Origin of the sequence: Bradyrhizobium sp. CCBAU 21365 (assembly GCF_015291305.1) — a bacterium.
Lineage (GTDB): Bacteria > Pseudomonadota > Alphaproteobacteria > Rhizobiales > Xanthobacteraceae > Bradyrhizobium > Bradyrhizobium elkanii.
On the sequence record NZ_CP030036.1, the window covers coordinates 4,661,776 to 4,675,370 of the forward strand.

The window sequence follows — 13,595 nt, forward strand, 5'->3', positions numbered from 1 at the left end:
GCCGCGGAGGCCGGGGTTGTGCGGGCTTATGAACTTGTGTGGAATCAATCGGTTGTGCAGGACTCTTGAGTGCGGATGGCGGCTCGTTGATGTTGAATCCATGAGGATGCTCTGGCGATGACAGCTCATGACCGGCCGTCGCCCTGGTGGTCGCCGCAGCGCTATGCCGACCGCAGGCCGTTCCTGCAGGCGCGGACCGCGATCACGCGAGCGGTGCGCGCCTGGTTCGAGGAGCAGGGATTTGCCGAGGTCGAGACCGCGATCCTGCAGGTCTCGCCGGGCAACGAGACCCATCTGCACGCTCCCCGCACCGAGCTCAGGCAGGCCGATGGCTCACTTGCGCCGCGCTATCTGCGCACCTCGCCGGAGTTCGCCTGCAAGAAGCTGCTCGCGGCCGGCGAGCCGAAGATTTACGAGTTCGCGCGGGTGTTCCGCGACCGCGAGCGCGGCGACCTGCATCTGCCCGAATTCACCATGCTGGAATGGTACCGCGCCAATGCCGGCTATGACGCCATCATGGCGGACACGATCGTCGTGATCGCCCATGCGGCGCAGGCGACCGGGATCGGGCGGTTCTCCTTCCGCGGCCGGACGGCCGATCCCTTTGCCGAGCCGGAGTTGCTGACGGTCGCGGCAGCTTTCGAGCGCTTCGCCGGCATCGATCTGTTGGCGACGATCACGGGCGGCGCGGGCGATCGCGAGGCGCTTGCGGCGGCTGCAGCAGCGCGGGTGCGGGTTGCAGATGACGACACCTGGTCCGATATCTTCAGCAAAGTGCTGGTCGAGCATGTCGAGCCCCAACTGGGGCAGGGCCGTCTGACGGTGCTGTTCGAATATCCCTCGCCAGAGGCCGCGCTGGCGCGCACCAAGGCCGGCGATCCTGATGTCGCCGAGCGTTTCGAGGTCTATGCCTGCGGCGTCGAGCTCGCCAACGGCTTTGGCGAGCTGACCGACGCGGCCGAGCAGCGCCATCGTTTCACCGCAGCGATGGACGAGAAGGCCCGCCGTTATGGCGAGCGCTATCCGCTCGACGACGACTTCCTTGCCGCGGTCGGCCAGATGCCGGAAGCCAGCGGCGTCGCGCTCGGCTTCGACCGGCTGGTGATGCTGGCGAGTGGCGCGCCACGAATTGATCAGGTGGTCTGGACGCCGCCTGCGGGAGAGACATGAACAGGATCGATCCAAAACTGGCGGCGACGCTGCGACAGCCGCGCGAGCTGGTTGATGCCGGGCTCGCGCCGGTCGCAGCACTTGCCGGGCTCGAGCGGGTCGCTGCGCGCTACGCGGTCGCGGTGACGCCGGAGCTCGCCGCGCTGATTGATCCGGCCGATCCCGCCGACCCGATCGCGCGGCAGTTCATCCCGAGCGCCGACGAACTCGTCGAGCAGCCGGGCGAGAGCGCCGATCCGATCGGCGACGATGCGCATTCGCCGGTCGCCGGAATCGTGCATCGCTATCCCGATAGGGTGTTGTTCAAGCTCGTCCATGTCTGCGCGGTGTATTGCCGGTTCTGTTTCCGGCGCGAAATGGTCGGGCCGGGAAAGGCCTCGGCCTTGTCCGATGACGCCTACCGTGCGGGGCTGGATTACATCCGCAGCCATCCGGAGATCTGGGAAGTCATCCTGACCGGCGGCGATCCCTTGATGCTGTCGCCGCGCAGGCTGACCGAGATCATGGCCGATCTCGCCGGGATCGATCATGTGAAGATCGTTCGCCTCCACACCCGGGTTCCGATCGCCGATCCGGGCCGTATCAATCCCGAGATGATCGCGGCATTGCGGGTCGAAGGCGCGACGACCTGGATTGCGATCCACGCCAACCATCCGCGTGAGCTGAGCAACAATGCCCGCGCAGCGTGCGCGCGCCTTGCCGACGCCGGCATTCCCTTGGTGAGCCAGTCCGTCCTGCTGCGCGGCGTCAATGACGATGCTGCGACGCTCGAGGCGTTGATGCGCGGCTTCGTGGAGTGCCGGATCAAGCCCTATTATCTGCATCACGGCGACCTTGCGCCTGGCACCGCGCATTTGCGCACCACGATCGAAGCCGGGCAGGAATTGATGCGGGCGTTGCGAGGGCGTGTCTCCGGACTTTGTCAGCCGGATTATGTGCTCGACATTCCCGGCGGCCACGGCAAGGCGCCGATCGGCCCGAGCTATTTGTCGCAGCCGGTTTCCCGCGAACGTGAAGATCCGGTGGAACGGCGCTACCGTATCGTCGATTATTGCGGCGACGTTCATCTTTACCCGCCGCAATCCTGAGGCGGCGATGAGCGGGCCCGGGGACGGACGGCAGGAACCGCCCGAGGACGAGGGCAACCGCAGCATCGAAAATGCTGTGATGTTCGGCTTCTTTGTGGTGCTGGCCGCCGCGGGAATCTGGCTCCTTGGCACGATGGCCGATATACGGAAGGTACAGGATTGCGCAGCGCAGGGGCGACGCAACTGTGCTACCGTCGAGGTCCCGGAACGGGCGCGATAGGGTTGAGAAGCGGAGACGCGAGATGCGGAAGACAGTTTTGTTGATGGCTCTGATGATGGTTGCGGCCGGAGCGCCCCAGCTTGGCATCTCCCAAGCCTGGGCGCAGCAGCAGGGCGGATCGTCCTCCATGCAGAAGGGGGCGGGGGTGCCGGAGGCGCCGATCGGACATCGTCAGCCACGCCGCGGCGACGTCCCCAGCGAAAAGAACATCAGCGATCCGAACAGTCAGGCCAATAAGGAAGACGCGGCGCTCGACAAGAAGATCAAGAGCATCTGCCGTGGCTGCTAACCCACGCAGCTGACCGGCGAGGCGCGATATCCGCCCCGCCGGCAACGCTCAATCCGTTCGGCCGCGTCAGGCCGAACGCTCCTGCAGGCCGTCGCGCCGCACGCTGCGCCTTGCGTCGACGGCATCGGCCAGCTGCTTCAACACGTCTGCCGTCGTGCCGAGATCGATGCAGCCATCCGTGATGCTCTGGCCGTAGGTCAGCGGCTTGCCCGGCACGACGTCCTGGCGTCCCGCAACAAGATTGCTCTCGATCATCACGCCGATGATGCGCTGTTCGCCGCCTGCGACCTGGCGCGCGATGTCGGCGGCAACCGCCGGTTGGTTCTCCGGCTTCTTGCTGCTGTTGGCGTGGCTGGTGTCGATCATCAGCCGCGCTGCGACACCGGCGCGGCCGAGCTCGGCGGCGGCAGCATCGACGCTTGCGGCATCATAATTCGGCGCCCGGCCGCCACGCAGGATGACGTGGCAGTCTTCGTTGCCGCTGGTGGCGGCGATCGCCGAACGGCCGCCCTTGGTGACCGCCATGAAGTGATGTGGGTGCGAGGCCGACTTCACCGCGTCCGCCGCGATCCGCACGCCGCCGTCGGTGCTGTTTTTGAAGCCGACCGGGCACGACAGCCCGGAAGCCAGCTCGCGATGGATCTGGCTCTCGGTGGTGCGCGCGCCGATCGCGGCCCAGGAGACCAGATCGGCGATGTACTGCGGCGTCGTCATGTCGAGGAATTCGGTGCCGGCCGGCAGGCCGAGATTGTTCACCGCCGACAGCACGTTGCGGGCGAGCCGCAGGCCCTTGTTGATGTCGAAGCTGCCGTCGAGATCGGGATCGTTGATCAGCCCCTTCCAGCCGACGGTGGTGCGCGGCTTCTCGAAATAGACCCGCATCACGATCTCGAGGCGGTCGGCGAGCTGTTCGCGCAGGCTGGCGAGGCGCTCGGCGTAATCGACGGCCGCCGCGGGATCGTGGATGGAGCAGGGGCCGACGACGACCAGCAGGCGGTCATCGGTGCCGTTCAGGATCGCGTGGACGGCGTTGCGGGCGCCCATCACCACCCGGGTCGCCGTCAGGGTGCGCGGGACCTCCCGCATCACCTCTTCGGGTGTACTGAGCTCTTTCAATTCCTTGATGCGAAGATCGTCTGTCGTACTCAACACGGCTGGCTCCTTTGGAGTTCGGGACCTGCCGGCACACAAAAAAGCCGCCAGGTCTGGCGGCTTGTTTTGGACGTTTGCTGCAATTCTTCAGATTGAGCGCGATCCTCCTGCCGCCAGCGAGCTGTCGTAGCTAAAGTACCAAAAATAGCTGGTGGCTGATGTGATCATGGGGCGGGTCTATAGCGCAGGGATTTGGGGCTGTCACCCCCCAAATGCAAGCCCCCCGCGGTTCGGCGTCAGGTGTTGCGCGCCGCCAACGCCATGCCGATCAGGGTCGCACCGCCGAACATCAGATTGAGGCCGACGAGGAGGCCGATCGCCCATCCCGCGGATTCCGGCAAGCCGGCGATGATGAAGAAGGCGATCACGATGTCCATCAGGCCGGCGATCAGCAGCCAGGACCAGCGTCCCGACAATTCGCGGCGGTGCTCCAGCGCGTACATGATGGTGGCGACGCCCTCGGCGAGGAAATAGGCACCGACCACGATGGTCAGGGTCAGCACGCCCTGCATCGGACGGGCGAGCAGCACCATGCCGGCCAGCACGGCGAGCGCGGCCGAAATCAGCGACCACCAGAAGCCCGGCATGTTGCGCGCCCAGAACGTCACGATCAGCCCGCCGATGCCTGAGATCAGGAACATCCAGCCGAGGAAGATGGTGACGGCGAGGCTCGCGAATGTCGGCACGATCATCGCGGCGATGCCGAGGATCACGAGCAGGATGCCTTCGAACAGGAACGCCTTCCAGTGCGCCTTCACCGCGGCCTGCATTTCCGATCGCAGCTTGTCGAGGTCGTTGGACAGGGTCATCGCGGCTCTCCGGATCAGCGGACGTAAAGGCTTTGCGCGTGCGGGCGTTATCCTAACTCTGGCTCGGTGCGGACGGAAAGCCCTCCGAGACGGTCCGCATCCGGTTGCGGCCGAGGAAGTAGACCGCGGTGGTCGCGATCAGCAGCGCCAGTCCGATCAGGATCGAGGTGAAGCCGATCGGGACCAGGATGAACGACGCATTGCGCTCGGGATTGACGTACCAATGATGCAGCGAGGTGAGCAGGAAGGAGACGCCGGCAAAGCCGGCGCCGCCGCCGATCAGCAGCAGCGCCCACATCCGCCGCAGCTGGCTCAGCCGTTCGCGCGCAATGTCCGTGCGCGGGGCATGATGCTTGCCGAGGCGGTGCACCAGACGGATTGCAAAACCGATCGAGGAGAAGCCGATCAGCACGCTGGCCGAGCCGAGCAGCAGCCGCGTGGTCGAGCCGAGGTCGGGGATGCGCTGGAGCGCGAGCAGCGGAAAATCGAACGCCGCGTGCAGCGCGACCGGTGCGACCAGCACCAGCGCCCAGTTCGTGATGCGCGCCCAGTCGCGGTGACCCCGGTAGGCGCCGAGCGCGCCCCCGGAGCGCGCGATCGCAAGATAGGCGCCGGCGATGATACCAAGCGCGCCGTGGAACGGCACCGTGAGCACGCTGCGCAACGCCGCGAGCGCGCGCCACATGTCCTTGTGCTGGACCAGATAGGCGAGGTTCTCATAGGCGGCAAATCCAAGTCCGGCGGCCGCGCCATAGACCACCGTATCCATCGGATCGGCGAAGGCGCGGCGCCGCGTCGAGATCGCGACGATGACGAGAACCTTGACGATCTCCTCCGGTGCGGCGACGCCGAAAGCTGCACGCACCGCCTGCGTCGCCCAGGGATTGTCGGGAATGGCGAGCAGCGCGTTGAAGGGAATTCGCGCGAGGCCGAGCAGCGAGATGCTGGCCGCGCCGAGCACGAAGGCGAGCCACACCTGAACCGGCGGTCCGGGGCGCTCGTCGGCGGCGATGACGAGCCACAACACCAGCAATGCGGGGGCAATGGCGGCGGCGCCGATAACGGTTGGAAGCGACTCAAGCAACAACATGAGCCGGACGGGCCCCTTTGATGGCACCAAAGCGATGCGTGCCGAAGAAATGGCAGCAAGTTCAGCGGATTGCAAACCGGTCTGATGCCGTTCTCGTGACCAATATGCCACGGTGCCTTACGAAAGCGGGTTGGAACGGTGCCGTTGCGGGCCTTGATCAGCTCAAGGCCGAGGGCGGCACCCGGACAGGTTCCTGACCGGCGGCAGGTCCGTGGCGTTCCAGGCGCAGGAGCTTTGTTGGCCCGACGAATGGATGGGATCGCGACCTGTGGGGCCGATCAGCTTTCGGCACCGCGTCCCCTTCGTTGGGTTATAATGCCGTGGGCAAGGCGACTGATCCGGTAAAAGCCAGAGATGCTTTCGATTGATTCTGCTGTGATCGTTCTTGCCGTGATCGCGCTGTTTGCGGCGTTTGTAAACGGCGCGCTTGGTTACGGGTTTTCCTCGCTCACGGTGCCGGTCGCGCTCGTCTTCTACACCAACCGCGTCCTCAATCCCGCGGTGGTGATCGTCGAAGTCTTCGTCAATCTGTATGTTCTGTGCATCAACCTGAGTGGTGTTCCGGCCGTGTGGCGGCGCGTGCTGCCTATTCTCATCGGCATGCTGCCCGGCATCGCGGTCGGAGCCTTTGCGCTGACGTCGCTTCAGCCTGGCTGGACCAAGTTCGCCACCTACTCGATCATTCTGCCGCTCATTCTGCTGCAGGCGGCCGGTTGGCGGAGGCCGATCCAGTTGCAATGGCTGGTCGGTTTGCCTTTTGGAACGATGCTCGGGGTCTTGTACTCGGTCACGACCATTTCGGGCCCGCCGCTGGCGATCCTTTTCAACAATCAGGGCCTCGTCAAAGATGAGTTCCGGGCCGGCCTCGCACTGGTTCGGGTGACGGAGTCCAGCCTGACTGCAATCGCGTACTACAAGCTCGGTCTGTTCATCGACGAGAGCCGGAGCCTCCTGTTCGTGCTCGTTCCCTGCGTTGTCCTCGGCATACCGCTCGGTGCCTGGCTGATCCGGCGGCTGGACGCCGAGACGTTTCGCCGGATCTGCATGAGCTTCGATGCGTGGGTCGTGGGATTCGGCCTGTCGCGCGTGTTGATCGAAGTGAAGCTGATGGAAAGCCCGTGGGCCTACAGCGTCATGGCCGGCACGATCCTGATCGACGTCTGCTTGCTGTACGTCTTCTTCACCGCGAGGAGAGGCAGCGTGCAGAGCTCGCACGCCCTGGCTTCGCTGAAATCCGGCAACCGGGGCGGTCCGACCTGAAGGTGCTCTAACCTGCGAGCAGGCGCCGGCAGGTTTCGACAAACACCTCGGCCCCCGTGACGATATCGGCCTCGTCGGTGTTCTCGCTCCAGTGATGGCTGATGCCGCCGATCGACGGCACGAACAACATCGCCGCCGGCATGATGGTGGCGAGGACCTGGGCGTCATGGCCGGCGCCGCTCGGCATGCGGATCGATTTGCCGCCGGCGCAGGCTGCGCTCGCGGCTTCGATCGCATCCTGGAATGCGGGCGTCATCATCGCGGGCACCCCGGTGCGGATGCGCTCAACCTTCACGCCGCAGCGGCCCTGAGCGGTGGCCTCGGTCGCCAGGCGATGCAGCTGTTGTTCGAGGCGAGCAATCACCTCGGAATTGTCGTCGCGGATCTGGAACAGCATGTCGGCGTGGCCGGGGATGATGCTCGGCGCGCCCGGGTCCAGCGTGATGCGGCCGGTGGTCCACACCGTGCGTGGTCCCGACAGGGCAGGGAAGCTGTCGTCGATCGCGACGCAGAACCGCGCCAGCGCCAGGCCGGCGTCCCTGCGCACCGCCATCCGCGTGGTGCCGGCATGGTTCTGCTCGCCGGTGAACGTAATGCGATACTGCCAGATGCCGACGATCGAGGTGACGACGCCGATCTTGAGCCCGCTGCTTTCCAACGTGTCGCCTTGCTCGATATGCGCTTCGAGATAGCCGACGTGGCGGCCGGCCTCGGCGTTGAGGCGCGGGCGGCCGGCGAAGCCTGCGTCGCGCAGTGCATCGCGCATGGTGCGATCGCTGGAGCGGTCGCGGGCTGCATCGATGTCGGCTTCGGTCACCGCGCCGACAAACGACCGGCTGCCGAGGAAACTGCCGAAATGTCCTTCCTCGTCGCACCACGCGGCGACCTCTACCGCGCCGTTTGCGTCCGGATCGGTATTGATGACGCGCGCCGCCTCCAGCGCATAGATCACGCCGAGCGGCCCATCGAGCCAGCCCGCATGGTTCTGGCTTTCCAGATGCGAGCCGGCGAGCAGCTTTGGTCCCGCCTTTGCGCTGGAGCCGAGCACATTGCCGATGCCGTCGATCGTCGCGGTGAGATCGGCGTCGGGCAAACGCGCCGCGAGCCAGTCGAGCGAGCGCAGATGCGGTTCGGAGAATGTCGGCTTGTGCACGCCGGTCTTGTAGGCGCCGATCGCGCGCAGCGCATTGAGATCGGCGAGCACGCGCTTGCCGTCGAAGCGACCGTTGATGCCTGGCATGATTGGACTCCGGATTGCCGTCTTGATTTACGCCTTGATCTACGCCTTGGCGCCTCAATCCCGTCTTGATGCCGTCGTGGTTGGGTGCGACGGAACAATCAGGGCAAACGATTTCTTAGCGGTTCTGCTCTTAGGTCGCAGTACGAATAGCGTGAGAGTGTGATCATGTCTGCATTCCGGAACTGGGCTCGCAAGGCCGCTGTGCTGTTTCTTCCGATCGCGCTCGGCGCCTGCGCGCAGGTTTCGCAGCAATACAGCATGACCACGCCGCCGCCGGGGACAGGTCCGCTGGCCTGGGACGGTGCCGGACAGGACCCCAATCTTCCGCAGCCGCGGCGCCATGCGCGGAATGCGTCGCTCGCGGTAGCGGACACATCGCCTGCGCAACTATCTGAAGCGGACGCCGACGAGCGGCTGGCGCGCAAGCTCGTGATCTGCAGCACCTGCATCAAGCGGACGCCCGTGGCGGCGCAGCCGAATAATCGTCAGGACGTCGCCAGCAATCACTAGCGGCCGGCGCTGAGCGCGTTGCCGGACATCCAGCCGGCCGCAGGCCCTAGTTACGCCACGATGTCGGTCGATGCGCAGGCCCATGTCGATCCGAAGATTCATTGTTCCCGCCGTCGTCGTCGCGCTTGCCGCCGCAATCCTGATTCACGTCGGCGGTTCGCGGGCGCATGCGCATGTGCCGACGCATTGCGGCTTCTGGACCTCGATCGAGGCCGGATTGTCCTGCAGGTGATGTCCAGATTTCTTTCCCAGTGACCTGCAACCCGGAAAAGCGTTCTGAACGCTTGCCCGCCCGGCCAATCGCCACTATACGTTCGCCCGTCGCGGCTTGAGGGCTGTGGCCAGTCCGGCGCATCTCACGTCTAACGTATTGATTTGCCGGGAGTTTTGCTCCCTTCGTCTATCGGTTAGGACGCCACCCTTTCACGGTGGAGAGAGCGGTTCGATTCCGCTAGGGAGCGCCATCACAGCCAAAGTGAAGACTCCGCAAAATCAGACCTTTACGCGTCCAGATTGATATTTTCGGCGCATCACCCGGTCGATCTCGCGACGACAGCTCTATCAGCAGCTACGTGAAGTGATCCCCAAGCGCGGGCGGTCGCCGCGCTTGGGGCCGGAACGGTCCCGGGTGAACTGGCGCTTGTCTTTGCTCTGCCGTCAGACCGGCAATTGCAGCAACTGCTTCTTGATTGGGGGGCTTACGATTACGATCGGCGCTACTCGGAACATGACGTCAGGGCAGACCGATGACTATTTCGGGCTGCTGCGCGACCGTGAGAATCGCTGGATCAATTTCGCCTGGAAATAATCCACACGACGATCGGCCAGCTCGGCTCATTTCGTAATGCCAATTGGTAAATTGGGTTGGCAGGATCGTCCGGGATGGGTTTCATCCGAAGCGGGGATGCCATCAACCCGATCACCTCGCGGTTGCCCCATCCCCCACAAGCGATCGTCTCGGCGTTCGCGTTATCAGATATCAGCCTTAGCGATTCCGGAGTGAAGCGCCAAAAGTCCTTCGGCGCCGCGTGAATGCCATTGACGAAACAGGTCGTGTGACAGACGTAGCCGCCCGGCTTCACAACTCTGATTGATTCAGAGAATGCTTTTTGGGGATCTCCCTCGACGTGTTCGAGAACCTGGTCCGAGACACAGAAGTCAAAAGTGTCGCTTTCGAATGGCAAATCTATGAAGTTGGCATCAGGATAGCTGACCTCTGTGTATTTCGTTTTGGTCAGCCCCAGCTCAACACCGAGTCCTTTCGATCCGGATATCGAGAGGCACGTTTTTTCGTTTCCGTCATATTCCGATAGAGCGCGATGGAGCGCTTTGTACATCGCGAGGCGCGTGATCCACCACGTCTTTGGACCAGGCGCATCGAGAGCGTGTTCGTAAAGTTGCCGAATGGTGGTTGGCGAGAGACCGTCCATTGTTTTTCCTTTGAAGGTGGCACACTACCGTATTGCAAATATCGAACTGAGCCCCAGCAAATGGAAATGAGATGTGCGGCAGTCTCCCGCTCCCTTCAATTAAAGAGAAGAGCATATGCACCACGATCAATCCGATCAAGTGCGGCGTCTAGCGTTTCGAGATTTGCATCAATTGAGTTCGGTGCCAGGACCGCTTTCTTGATGAGCGACGATGTGAGTATCGCGCGAACGCTGGCGGGCATTTACGGCAACAACGACACTGACTTTGAAACCCGGATTTGCAACGGCGCTTCCGCCATGGACGCGCCCAAGACCTGCAGGCCCAAACGCGCTCGGTAAGACGGCCGCCGACAATCTCCGGTAGGCGTTCGGTGGCTCGTCTGGTCATGACTTGCTGAGGTTCCTTGGCATTGGGAACTGCCTGGAGCAACGGGCAGGCTTTGCTGTGCCGCGCTGGCAGATGTAGATGTGAACAATCCCGAGATCGCTGCAATCCGCCCTTCTTTGGCAACCCTTTGTAAAGCCAACGGCGATACGGCTGGGCCCGGGATGATGTGATGGCTCCAGGGACCAAGAAGCGCGAAACGCGCAAATCGCTGCGGCAATCCGGCTGGATCACGCTCGACGGCGGATTCGCCGCGCGGCCCTGCGTGGTCGAGGACATGTCCTCGTCGGGCGCCAAAATCACGATCCAGGACAACAACACGCTGCCGGCCAAGCTGCGGCTGGCGTTCTCGCGCGACGCCCGCACCGGGCGCGCCTGCGAAGTGGTGTGGCGCGAGGGCAGGACGTTCGGCGTCAAGTTCGTGCGGTAGTGCATGATCCGGAAAAGTGGGATCCGGTTTCCGAACAGATCATGCTCAAGAAAGAAGCTAGCTCATGCTGCGTTCGTCCCGATCGCATCATGAGCTGGCCTCATCCGGTGGCGCAGGATAAAAGGCCGGATGCGCAAGACCTGCATCGCCATCATCGCCATCCTGCTACCCGCCGCCGCGCTCGCGCAGCAGGGCGACCGCCGCAATTTCCAGACGCCCCCCGACGCCAGCAAAACCTTGCCGTCGAAATCCGCGACGCGAAGCAATCCTTGCGCGTCGTATGGACCGGGCTTCGTCAAGGTCGAGGGCTCCGACACCTGCGTGAAGCTCGGTGGCGGCATCAGCGTCGATGGTGGGATGTCCGGCCGCGGACGGTGAGCGGCTTGCCGCCCGCGCTCACGACATCGGCGGCGCGATGAAGCGCACGAAGGCCGGCCGCCCCGCGATCTCACCGAACCAGCGCTCGAGATTGGGCAGCTTCGGCTTGGTAACGCCCTCGACGCCGAGCCAGCGCCGCGCAAAGGCGCCGAGCGCGATGTCGGCGATGGTGAAATGGTCGCCCTCGATGAAGCGGCGCCCCGCGAGCTGCGCCTCGACGACGCGCCACACCGCGCCCTCGGCATCGGCGTCCTTCTGGAGCTGGACCATGTCGCGCTTGTCCGGCGGCGTGCGCACCAGGCCCCAGAACACCGGACGGTCGACCGGCTGCAGCGTCGACAGCGTCCAGTCGAGCCAGCGGTCGACGGCGGCGCGCGCCTTCGGCGCTTGCGGATAGAGCGGCGCGCCCTGGCCATAGGCCATGCAGAGATAGCGCATCACCGAATTGGATTCCCACAGCACATAGTCGCCGTCGACCAGCGTCGGGACGCGGCCATTCGGATTCATCGCGAGATAGTCGGGCTGATCGTTCTTGCCGAACTGCATGCCGGCATCGATGCGCTGATAGGGGAGGTCGAGCTCGGCGAGACACCAGAGCACCTTCTGCACGTTGACCGAATTGGCCCGGCCCCAGATCGTCAGTTGCGGCTTGCTGTCCATCACGCGATTCTTCCCGCTGTTGTGCTTTGCGCGCGTTCATAGCCGAAGCGTCAGGGAAAAGCGCGGGGTGGATTGTACCGAGAGCAAAAAAAGAGGCCCCGCCGCATTGCGGCAGAGCCTTGCTGATAGCTATGCATCAAATCGCGGTCAGTGACCGAACAGCAACCACAGCACGATGATCACCGGAATCGGCACGCCCAACAGCCAAAGCAAAATTCCTTTTCCCATCTCGTTGCCTCCTCGCATACTTGTAAGGAGGCAACGTCAACGATCGTGTCGCGTTCCTCGCGTTCGCTCCGCGCTTCAGCAAGGGCGAAACACCGACAGGAACGCGGATGCGGGCGCGGTGTTTACCAGTGGCCGGTGTTCGGCATCGACGCCCACGGCTCGGCCGGGGCCTTCGGCTCGCCCTTTTGCAGGATCTCGATCGAGTGCAGGTCGGGCGAGCGCACGAACGCCATGTTGCCGTCGCGCGGCGGACGATTGATGGTGACGCCCATCTTCATCAGCTTCTCGCAGGTCGCGTAGATGTCGTCGACCTCGTAGGCGAGATGGCCGAAATGGCGGTCTTCGCCGTATTTCTCCTCGTCCCAATTGTAGGTCAGCTCGACCAGCGGCGCGCCGCGGGTCTGCGGCAGGGACTTGAGCAGATGGAGGTCTTCCTCCGCGCAGAGAAACACCAGCGTGAAGCGGCCCTTTTCATTGTCGATGCGGCGCACTTCCTTCAGCCCCAGCGCGTCCTGATAGAATTTCATCGCGACATCGAGATTGCGGACGCGCAGCATGGTGTGCAGATAGCGCATTTTCTTATCCTCCTGCGGATTCAGAGATTTTGTTTGAGACGGGGCAAGAAATAGCAGCAAAACGCGGTGCGGGGCAGGGGTTAGCGCGACTTTTGCCGACCGCATTTCGCCTTTGCATGCTCACACCCTTGCGAGCGCTGGCTCCCGTTGCGCCGCGCGATCACGCAGCCAGATATGGACGGCACGCGCCGCGCTTGCGCAGCAGCGGATACGAGAAAGCCCCGCCCGGGAAATATCCGGGACAGGGCTTTCGTGGTCGAGCCTTGGAGGCACCGCGCCTCTATCTCACCGATTGCCGATCACGGCCAATCAAGGACACGCGAGGTTGGACGTCCTCTAAAGCGCGAAACCCCGCGAGCGGGCTCGCGAGGTCTGATGCCGACCGGCCTTGGGGAGATCGTGCCGGCAACCGCGCATACAATGTCGCTGCGCGCGGAAGGTTCCTGGGGTCCGGAAAATAGAAAGCCCCGCAGGCTGGATGCGGGGCTTTCCCAGCTGACGGACTGGGGATCTCTCAGGGCGTGAGCCGTCAACTGTCGGAGACCAAACTTAAGGTTGAATTTGTAAAATGCAACAGCGCCGCGTAGACGGAGTATGTTCGTCCCACAGCGCTGCGCCGGATGCTGGGCCCTGAAATCCCCAGCGCCCTTTATGTCTTCGCGCCGTGCAAAAGGTTCAAGG

15 protein-coding genes and 1 tRNA gene are annotated in these 13,595 nt (G+C 63.8%); 9 read left to right on the plus strand and 7 right to left on the minus strand.

Annotated elements, in window-relative coordinates:
* The first annotated feature begins 117 nt into the window (after positions 1-117).
* From epmA to XI02_RS21275, 3 genes are all read left to right on the plus strand, one after another.
* Complete coding sequence (gene epmA / locus XI02_RS21265) at positions 118-1,170, plus strand: EF-P lysine aminoacylase EpmA (protein WP_018271481.1); 1,053 nt, start codon at positions 118-120, stop codon at positions 1,168-1,170.
* Complete coding sequence (locus tag XI02_RS21270) at positions 1,167-2,258, plus strand: lysine-2,3-aminomutase-like protein (RefSeq protein ID WP_018271482.1); 1,092 nt, start codon at positions 1,167-1,169, stop codon at positions 2,256-2,258. Before epmA ends, XI02_RS21270 begins: the two co-directional genes overlap by 4 nt.
* Positions 2,259-2,500: 242 nt before the next feature.
* Positions 2,501-2,767 (plus strand): hypothetical protein, encoded by a 267-nt coding sequence (locus XI02_RS21275; protein ID WP_026192725.1) that lies wholly within the window; start codon positions 2,501-2,503, stop codon positions 2,765-2,767.
* Between the two features lie 66 nt (positions 2,768-2,833).
* Here XI02_RS21275 and XI02_RS21280 read toward each other — a convergent pair whose 3' ends face one another.
* From XI02_RS21280 to XI02_RS21290, 3 genes are all read right to left on the minus strand, one after another.
* Complete coding sequence (locus XI02_RS21280) at positions 2,834-3,919, minus strand: 3-deoxy-7-phosphoheptulonate synthase (RefSeq protein ID WP_026192726.1); 1,086 nt, start codon at positions 3,917-3,919, stop codon at positions 2,834-2,836.
* Positions 3,920-4,155: 236 nt separating this feature from the next.
* The gene (locus tag XI02_RS21285) at positions 4,156-4,728 is read right to left on the minus strand and encodes an HdeD family acid-resistance protein (protein WP_018271485.1); all 573 of its coding nucleotides are present in this window, start codon (positions 4,726-4,728) and stop codon (positions 4,156-4,158) included.
* 52 nt (positions 4,729-4,780) lie between these two features.
* Positions 4,781-5,818: a PrsW family glutamic-type intramembrane protease gene (locus tag XI02_RS21290; RefSeq protein ID WP_018271486.1), complete on the minus strand. Its 1,038-nt coding sequence runs from the start codon at positions 5,816-5,818 to the stop codon at positions 4,781-4,783.
* Between the two features lie 354 nt (positions 5,819-6,172).
* On the opposite strand from XI02_RS21290, the gene XI02_RS21295 reads away from it, so the two are divergent.
* Positions 6,173-7,078 carry a sulfite exporter TauE/SafE family protein gene (locus XI02_RS21295; protein WP_018271487.1) on the plus strand — a complete coding sequence of 302 codons (906 nt, stop codon included), beginning with the start codon at positions 6,173-6,175 and terminating at the stop codon, positions 7,076-7,078.
* 7 nt (positions 7,079-7,085) lie between these two features.
* Here the strand turns inward: XI02_RS21295 and XI02_RS21300 are convergent, their stop codons facing one another.
* Positions 7,086-8,318: a Zn-dependent hydrolase gene (locus XI02_RS21300; RefSeq protein WP_018271488.1), complete on the minus strand. Its 1,233-nt coding sequence runs from the start codon at positions 8,316-8,318 to the stop codon at positions 7,086-7,088.
* A gap of 165 nt (positions 8,319-8,483) precedes the next feature.
* On the opposite strand from XI02_RS21300, the gene XI02_RS21305 reads away from it, so the two are divergent.
* The 3 genes from XI02_RS21305 to XI02_RS21315 all read left to right on the plus strand — a co-directional run bounded on the left by XI02_RS21305 (position 8,484) and on the right by XI02_RS21315 (position 9,292).
* The gene (locus tag XI02_RS21305; RefSeq protein WP_172648039.1) at positions 8,484-8,828 is read left to right on the plus strand and encodes a hypothetical protein; all 345 of its coding nucleotides are present in this window, start codon (positions 8,484-8,486) and stop codon (positions 8,826-8,828) included.
* A gap of 82 nt (positions 8,829-8,910) precedes the next feature.
* Entirely contained in the window at positions 8,911-9,060 is a 150-nt protein-coding gene (locus XI02_RS21310; RefSeq protein WP_170991817.1) for a hypothetical protein, read from the plus strand.
* Between the two features lie 157 nt (positions 9,061-9,217).
* Positions 9,218-9,292, plus strand: a tRNA-Glu gene (locus tag XI02_RS21315).
* Positions 9,293-9,616: 324 nt separating this feature from the next.
* Here XI02_RS21315 and XI02_RS21320 read toward each other — a convergent pair.
* The gene (locus XI02_RS21320; protein ID WP_016844594.1) at positions 9,617-10,258 is read right to left on the minus strand and encodes a methyltransferase domain-containing protein; all 642 of its coding nucleotides are present in this window, start codon (positions 10,256-10,258) and stop codon (positions 9,617-9,619) included.
* Positions 10,259-10,815: 557 nt separating this feature from the next.
* Between XI02_RS21320 and XI02_RS21325 the strand changes: the two genes are divergently transcribed.
* Entirely contained in the window at positions 10,816-11,073 is a 258-nt protein-coding gene (locus XI02_RS21325) for a PilZ domain-containing protein (RefSeq protein ID WP_038375801.1), read from the plus strand.
* A gap of 129 nt (positions 11,074-11,202) precedes the next feature.
* Positions 11,203-11,451: a hypothetical protein gene (locus tag XI02_RS21330; protein ID WP_016844597.1), complete on the plus strand. Its 249-nt coding sequence runs from the start codon at positions 11,203-11,205 to the stop codon at positions 11,449-11,451.
* Positions 11,452-11,469: 18 nt separating this feature from the next.
* Here XI02_RS21330 and XI02_RS21335 read toward each other — a convergent pair whose 3' ends face one another.
* Positions 11,470-12,111 (minus strand): glutathione S-transferase family protein, encoded by a 642-nt coding sequence (locus XI02_RS21335; RefSeq protein ID WP_018271495.1) that lies wholly within the window; start codon positions 12,109-12,111, stop codon positions 11,470-11,472.
* Positions 12,112-12,461: 350 nt separating this feature from the next.
* The gene (locus XI02_RS21340; RefSeq protein ID WP_016844600.1) at positions 12,462-12,914 is read right to left on the minus strand and encodes a VOC family protein; all 453 of its coding nucleotides are present in this window, start codon (positions 12,912-12,914) and stop codon (positions 12,462-12,464) included.
* Positions 12,915-13,595: the final 681 nt, after the last annotated feature.

Coding starts and splice junctions, on each gene's coding strand:
- XI02_RS21330 (WP_016844597.1), top strand. CDS start 11,203: ATGCGCAAGACCTGCATCGCCATCATCGCCATCCTGCTACCCGCCGCC.
- XI02_RS21310 (WP_170991817.1), top strand. CDS start 8,911: ATGTCGATCCGAAGATTCATTGTTCCCGCCGTCGTCGTCGCGCTTGCC.
- XI02_RS21300 (WP_018271488.1), bottom strand. CDS start 8,318: ATGCCAGGCATCAACGGTCGCTTCGACGGCAAGCGCGTGCTCGCCGAT.
- epmA (WP_018271481.1), top strand. CDS start 118: ATGACAGCTCATGACCGGCCGTCGCCCTGGTGGTCGCCGCAGCGCTAT.
- XI02_RS21325 (WP_038375801.1), top strand. CDS start 10,816: ATGGCTCCAGGGACCAAGAAGCGCGAAACGCGCAAATCGCTGCGGCAA.
- XI02_RS21270 (WP_018271482.1), top strand. CDS start 1,167: ATGAACAGGATCGATCCAAAACTGGCGGCGACGCTGCGACAGCCGCGC.
- XI02_RS21340 (WP_016844600.1), bottom strand. CDS start 12,914: ATGCGCTATCTGCACACCATGCTGCGCGTCCGCAATCTCGATGTCGCG.
- XI02_RS21295 (WP_018271487.1), top strand. CDS start 6,173: ATGCTTTCGATTGATTCTGCTGTGATCGTTCTTGCCGTGATCGCGCTG.
- XI02_RS21290 (WP_018271486.1), bottom strand. CDS start 5,818: ATGTTGTTGCTTGAGTCGCTTCCAACCGTTATCGGCGCCGCCGCCATT.
- XI02_RS21335 (WP_018271495.1), bottom strand. CDS start 12,111: ATGGACAGCAAGCCGCAACTGACGATCTGGGGCCGGGCCAATTCGGTC.
- XI02_RS21275 (WP_026192725.1), top strand. CDS start 2,501: ATGCGGAAGACAGTTTTGTTGATGGCTCTGATGATGGTTGCGGCCGGA.
- XI02_RS21285 (WP_018271485.1), bottom strand. CDS start 4,728: ATGACCCTGTCCAACGACCTCGACAAGCTGCGATCGGAAATGCAGGCC.
- XI02_RS21305 (WP_172648039.1), top strand. CDS start 8,484: ATGTCTGCATTCCGGAACTGGGCTCGCAAGGCCGCTGTGCTGTTTCTT.
- XI02_RS21320 (WP_016844594.1), bottom strand. CDS start 10,258: ATGGACGGTCTCTCGCCAACCACCATTCGGCAACTTTACGAACACGCT.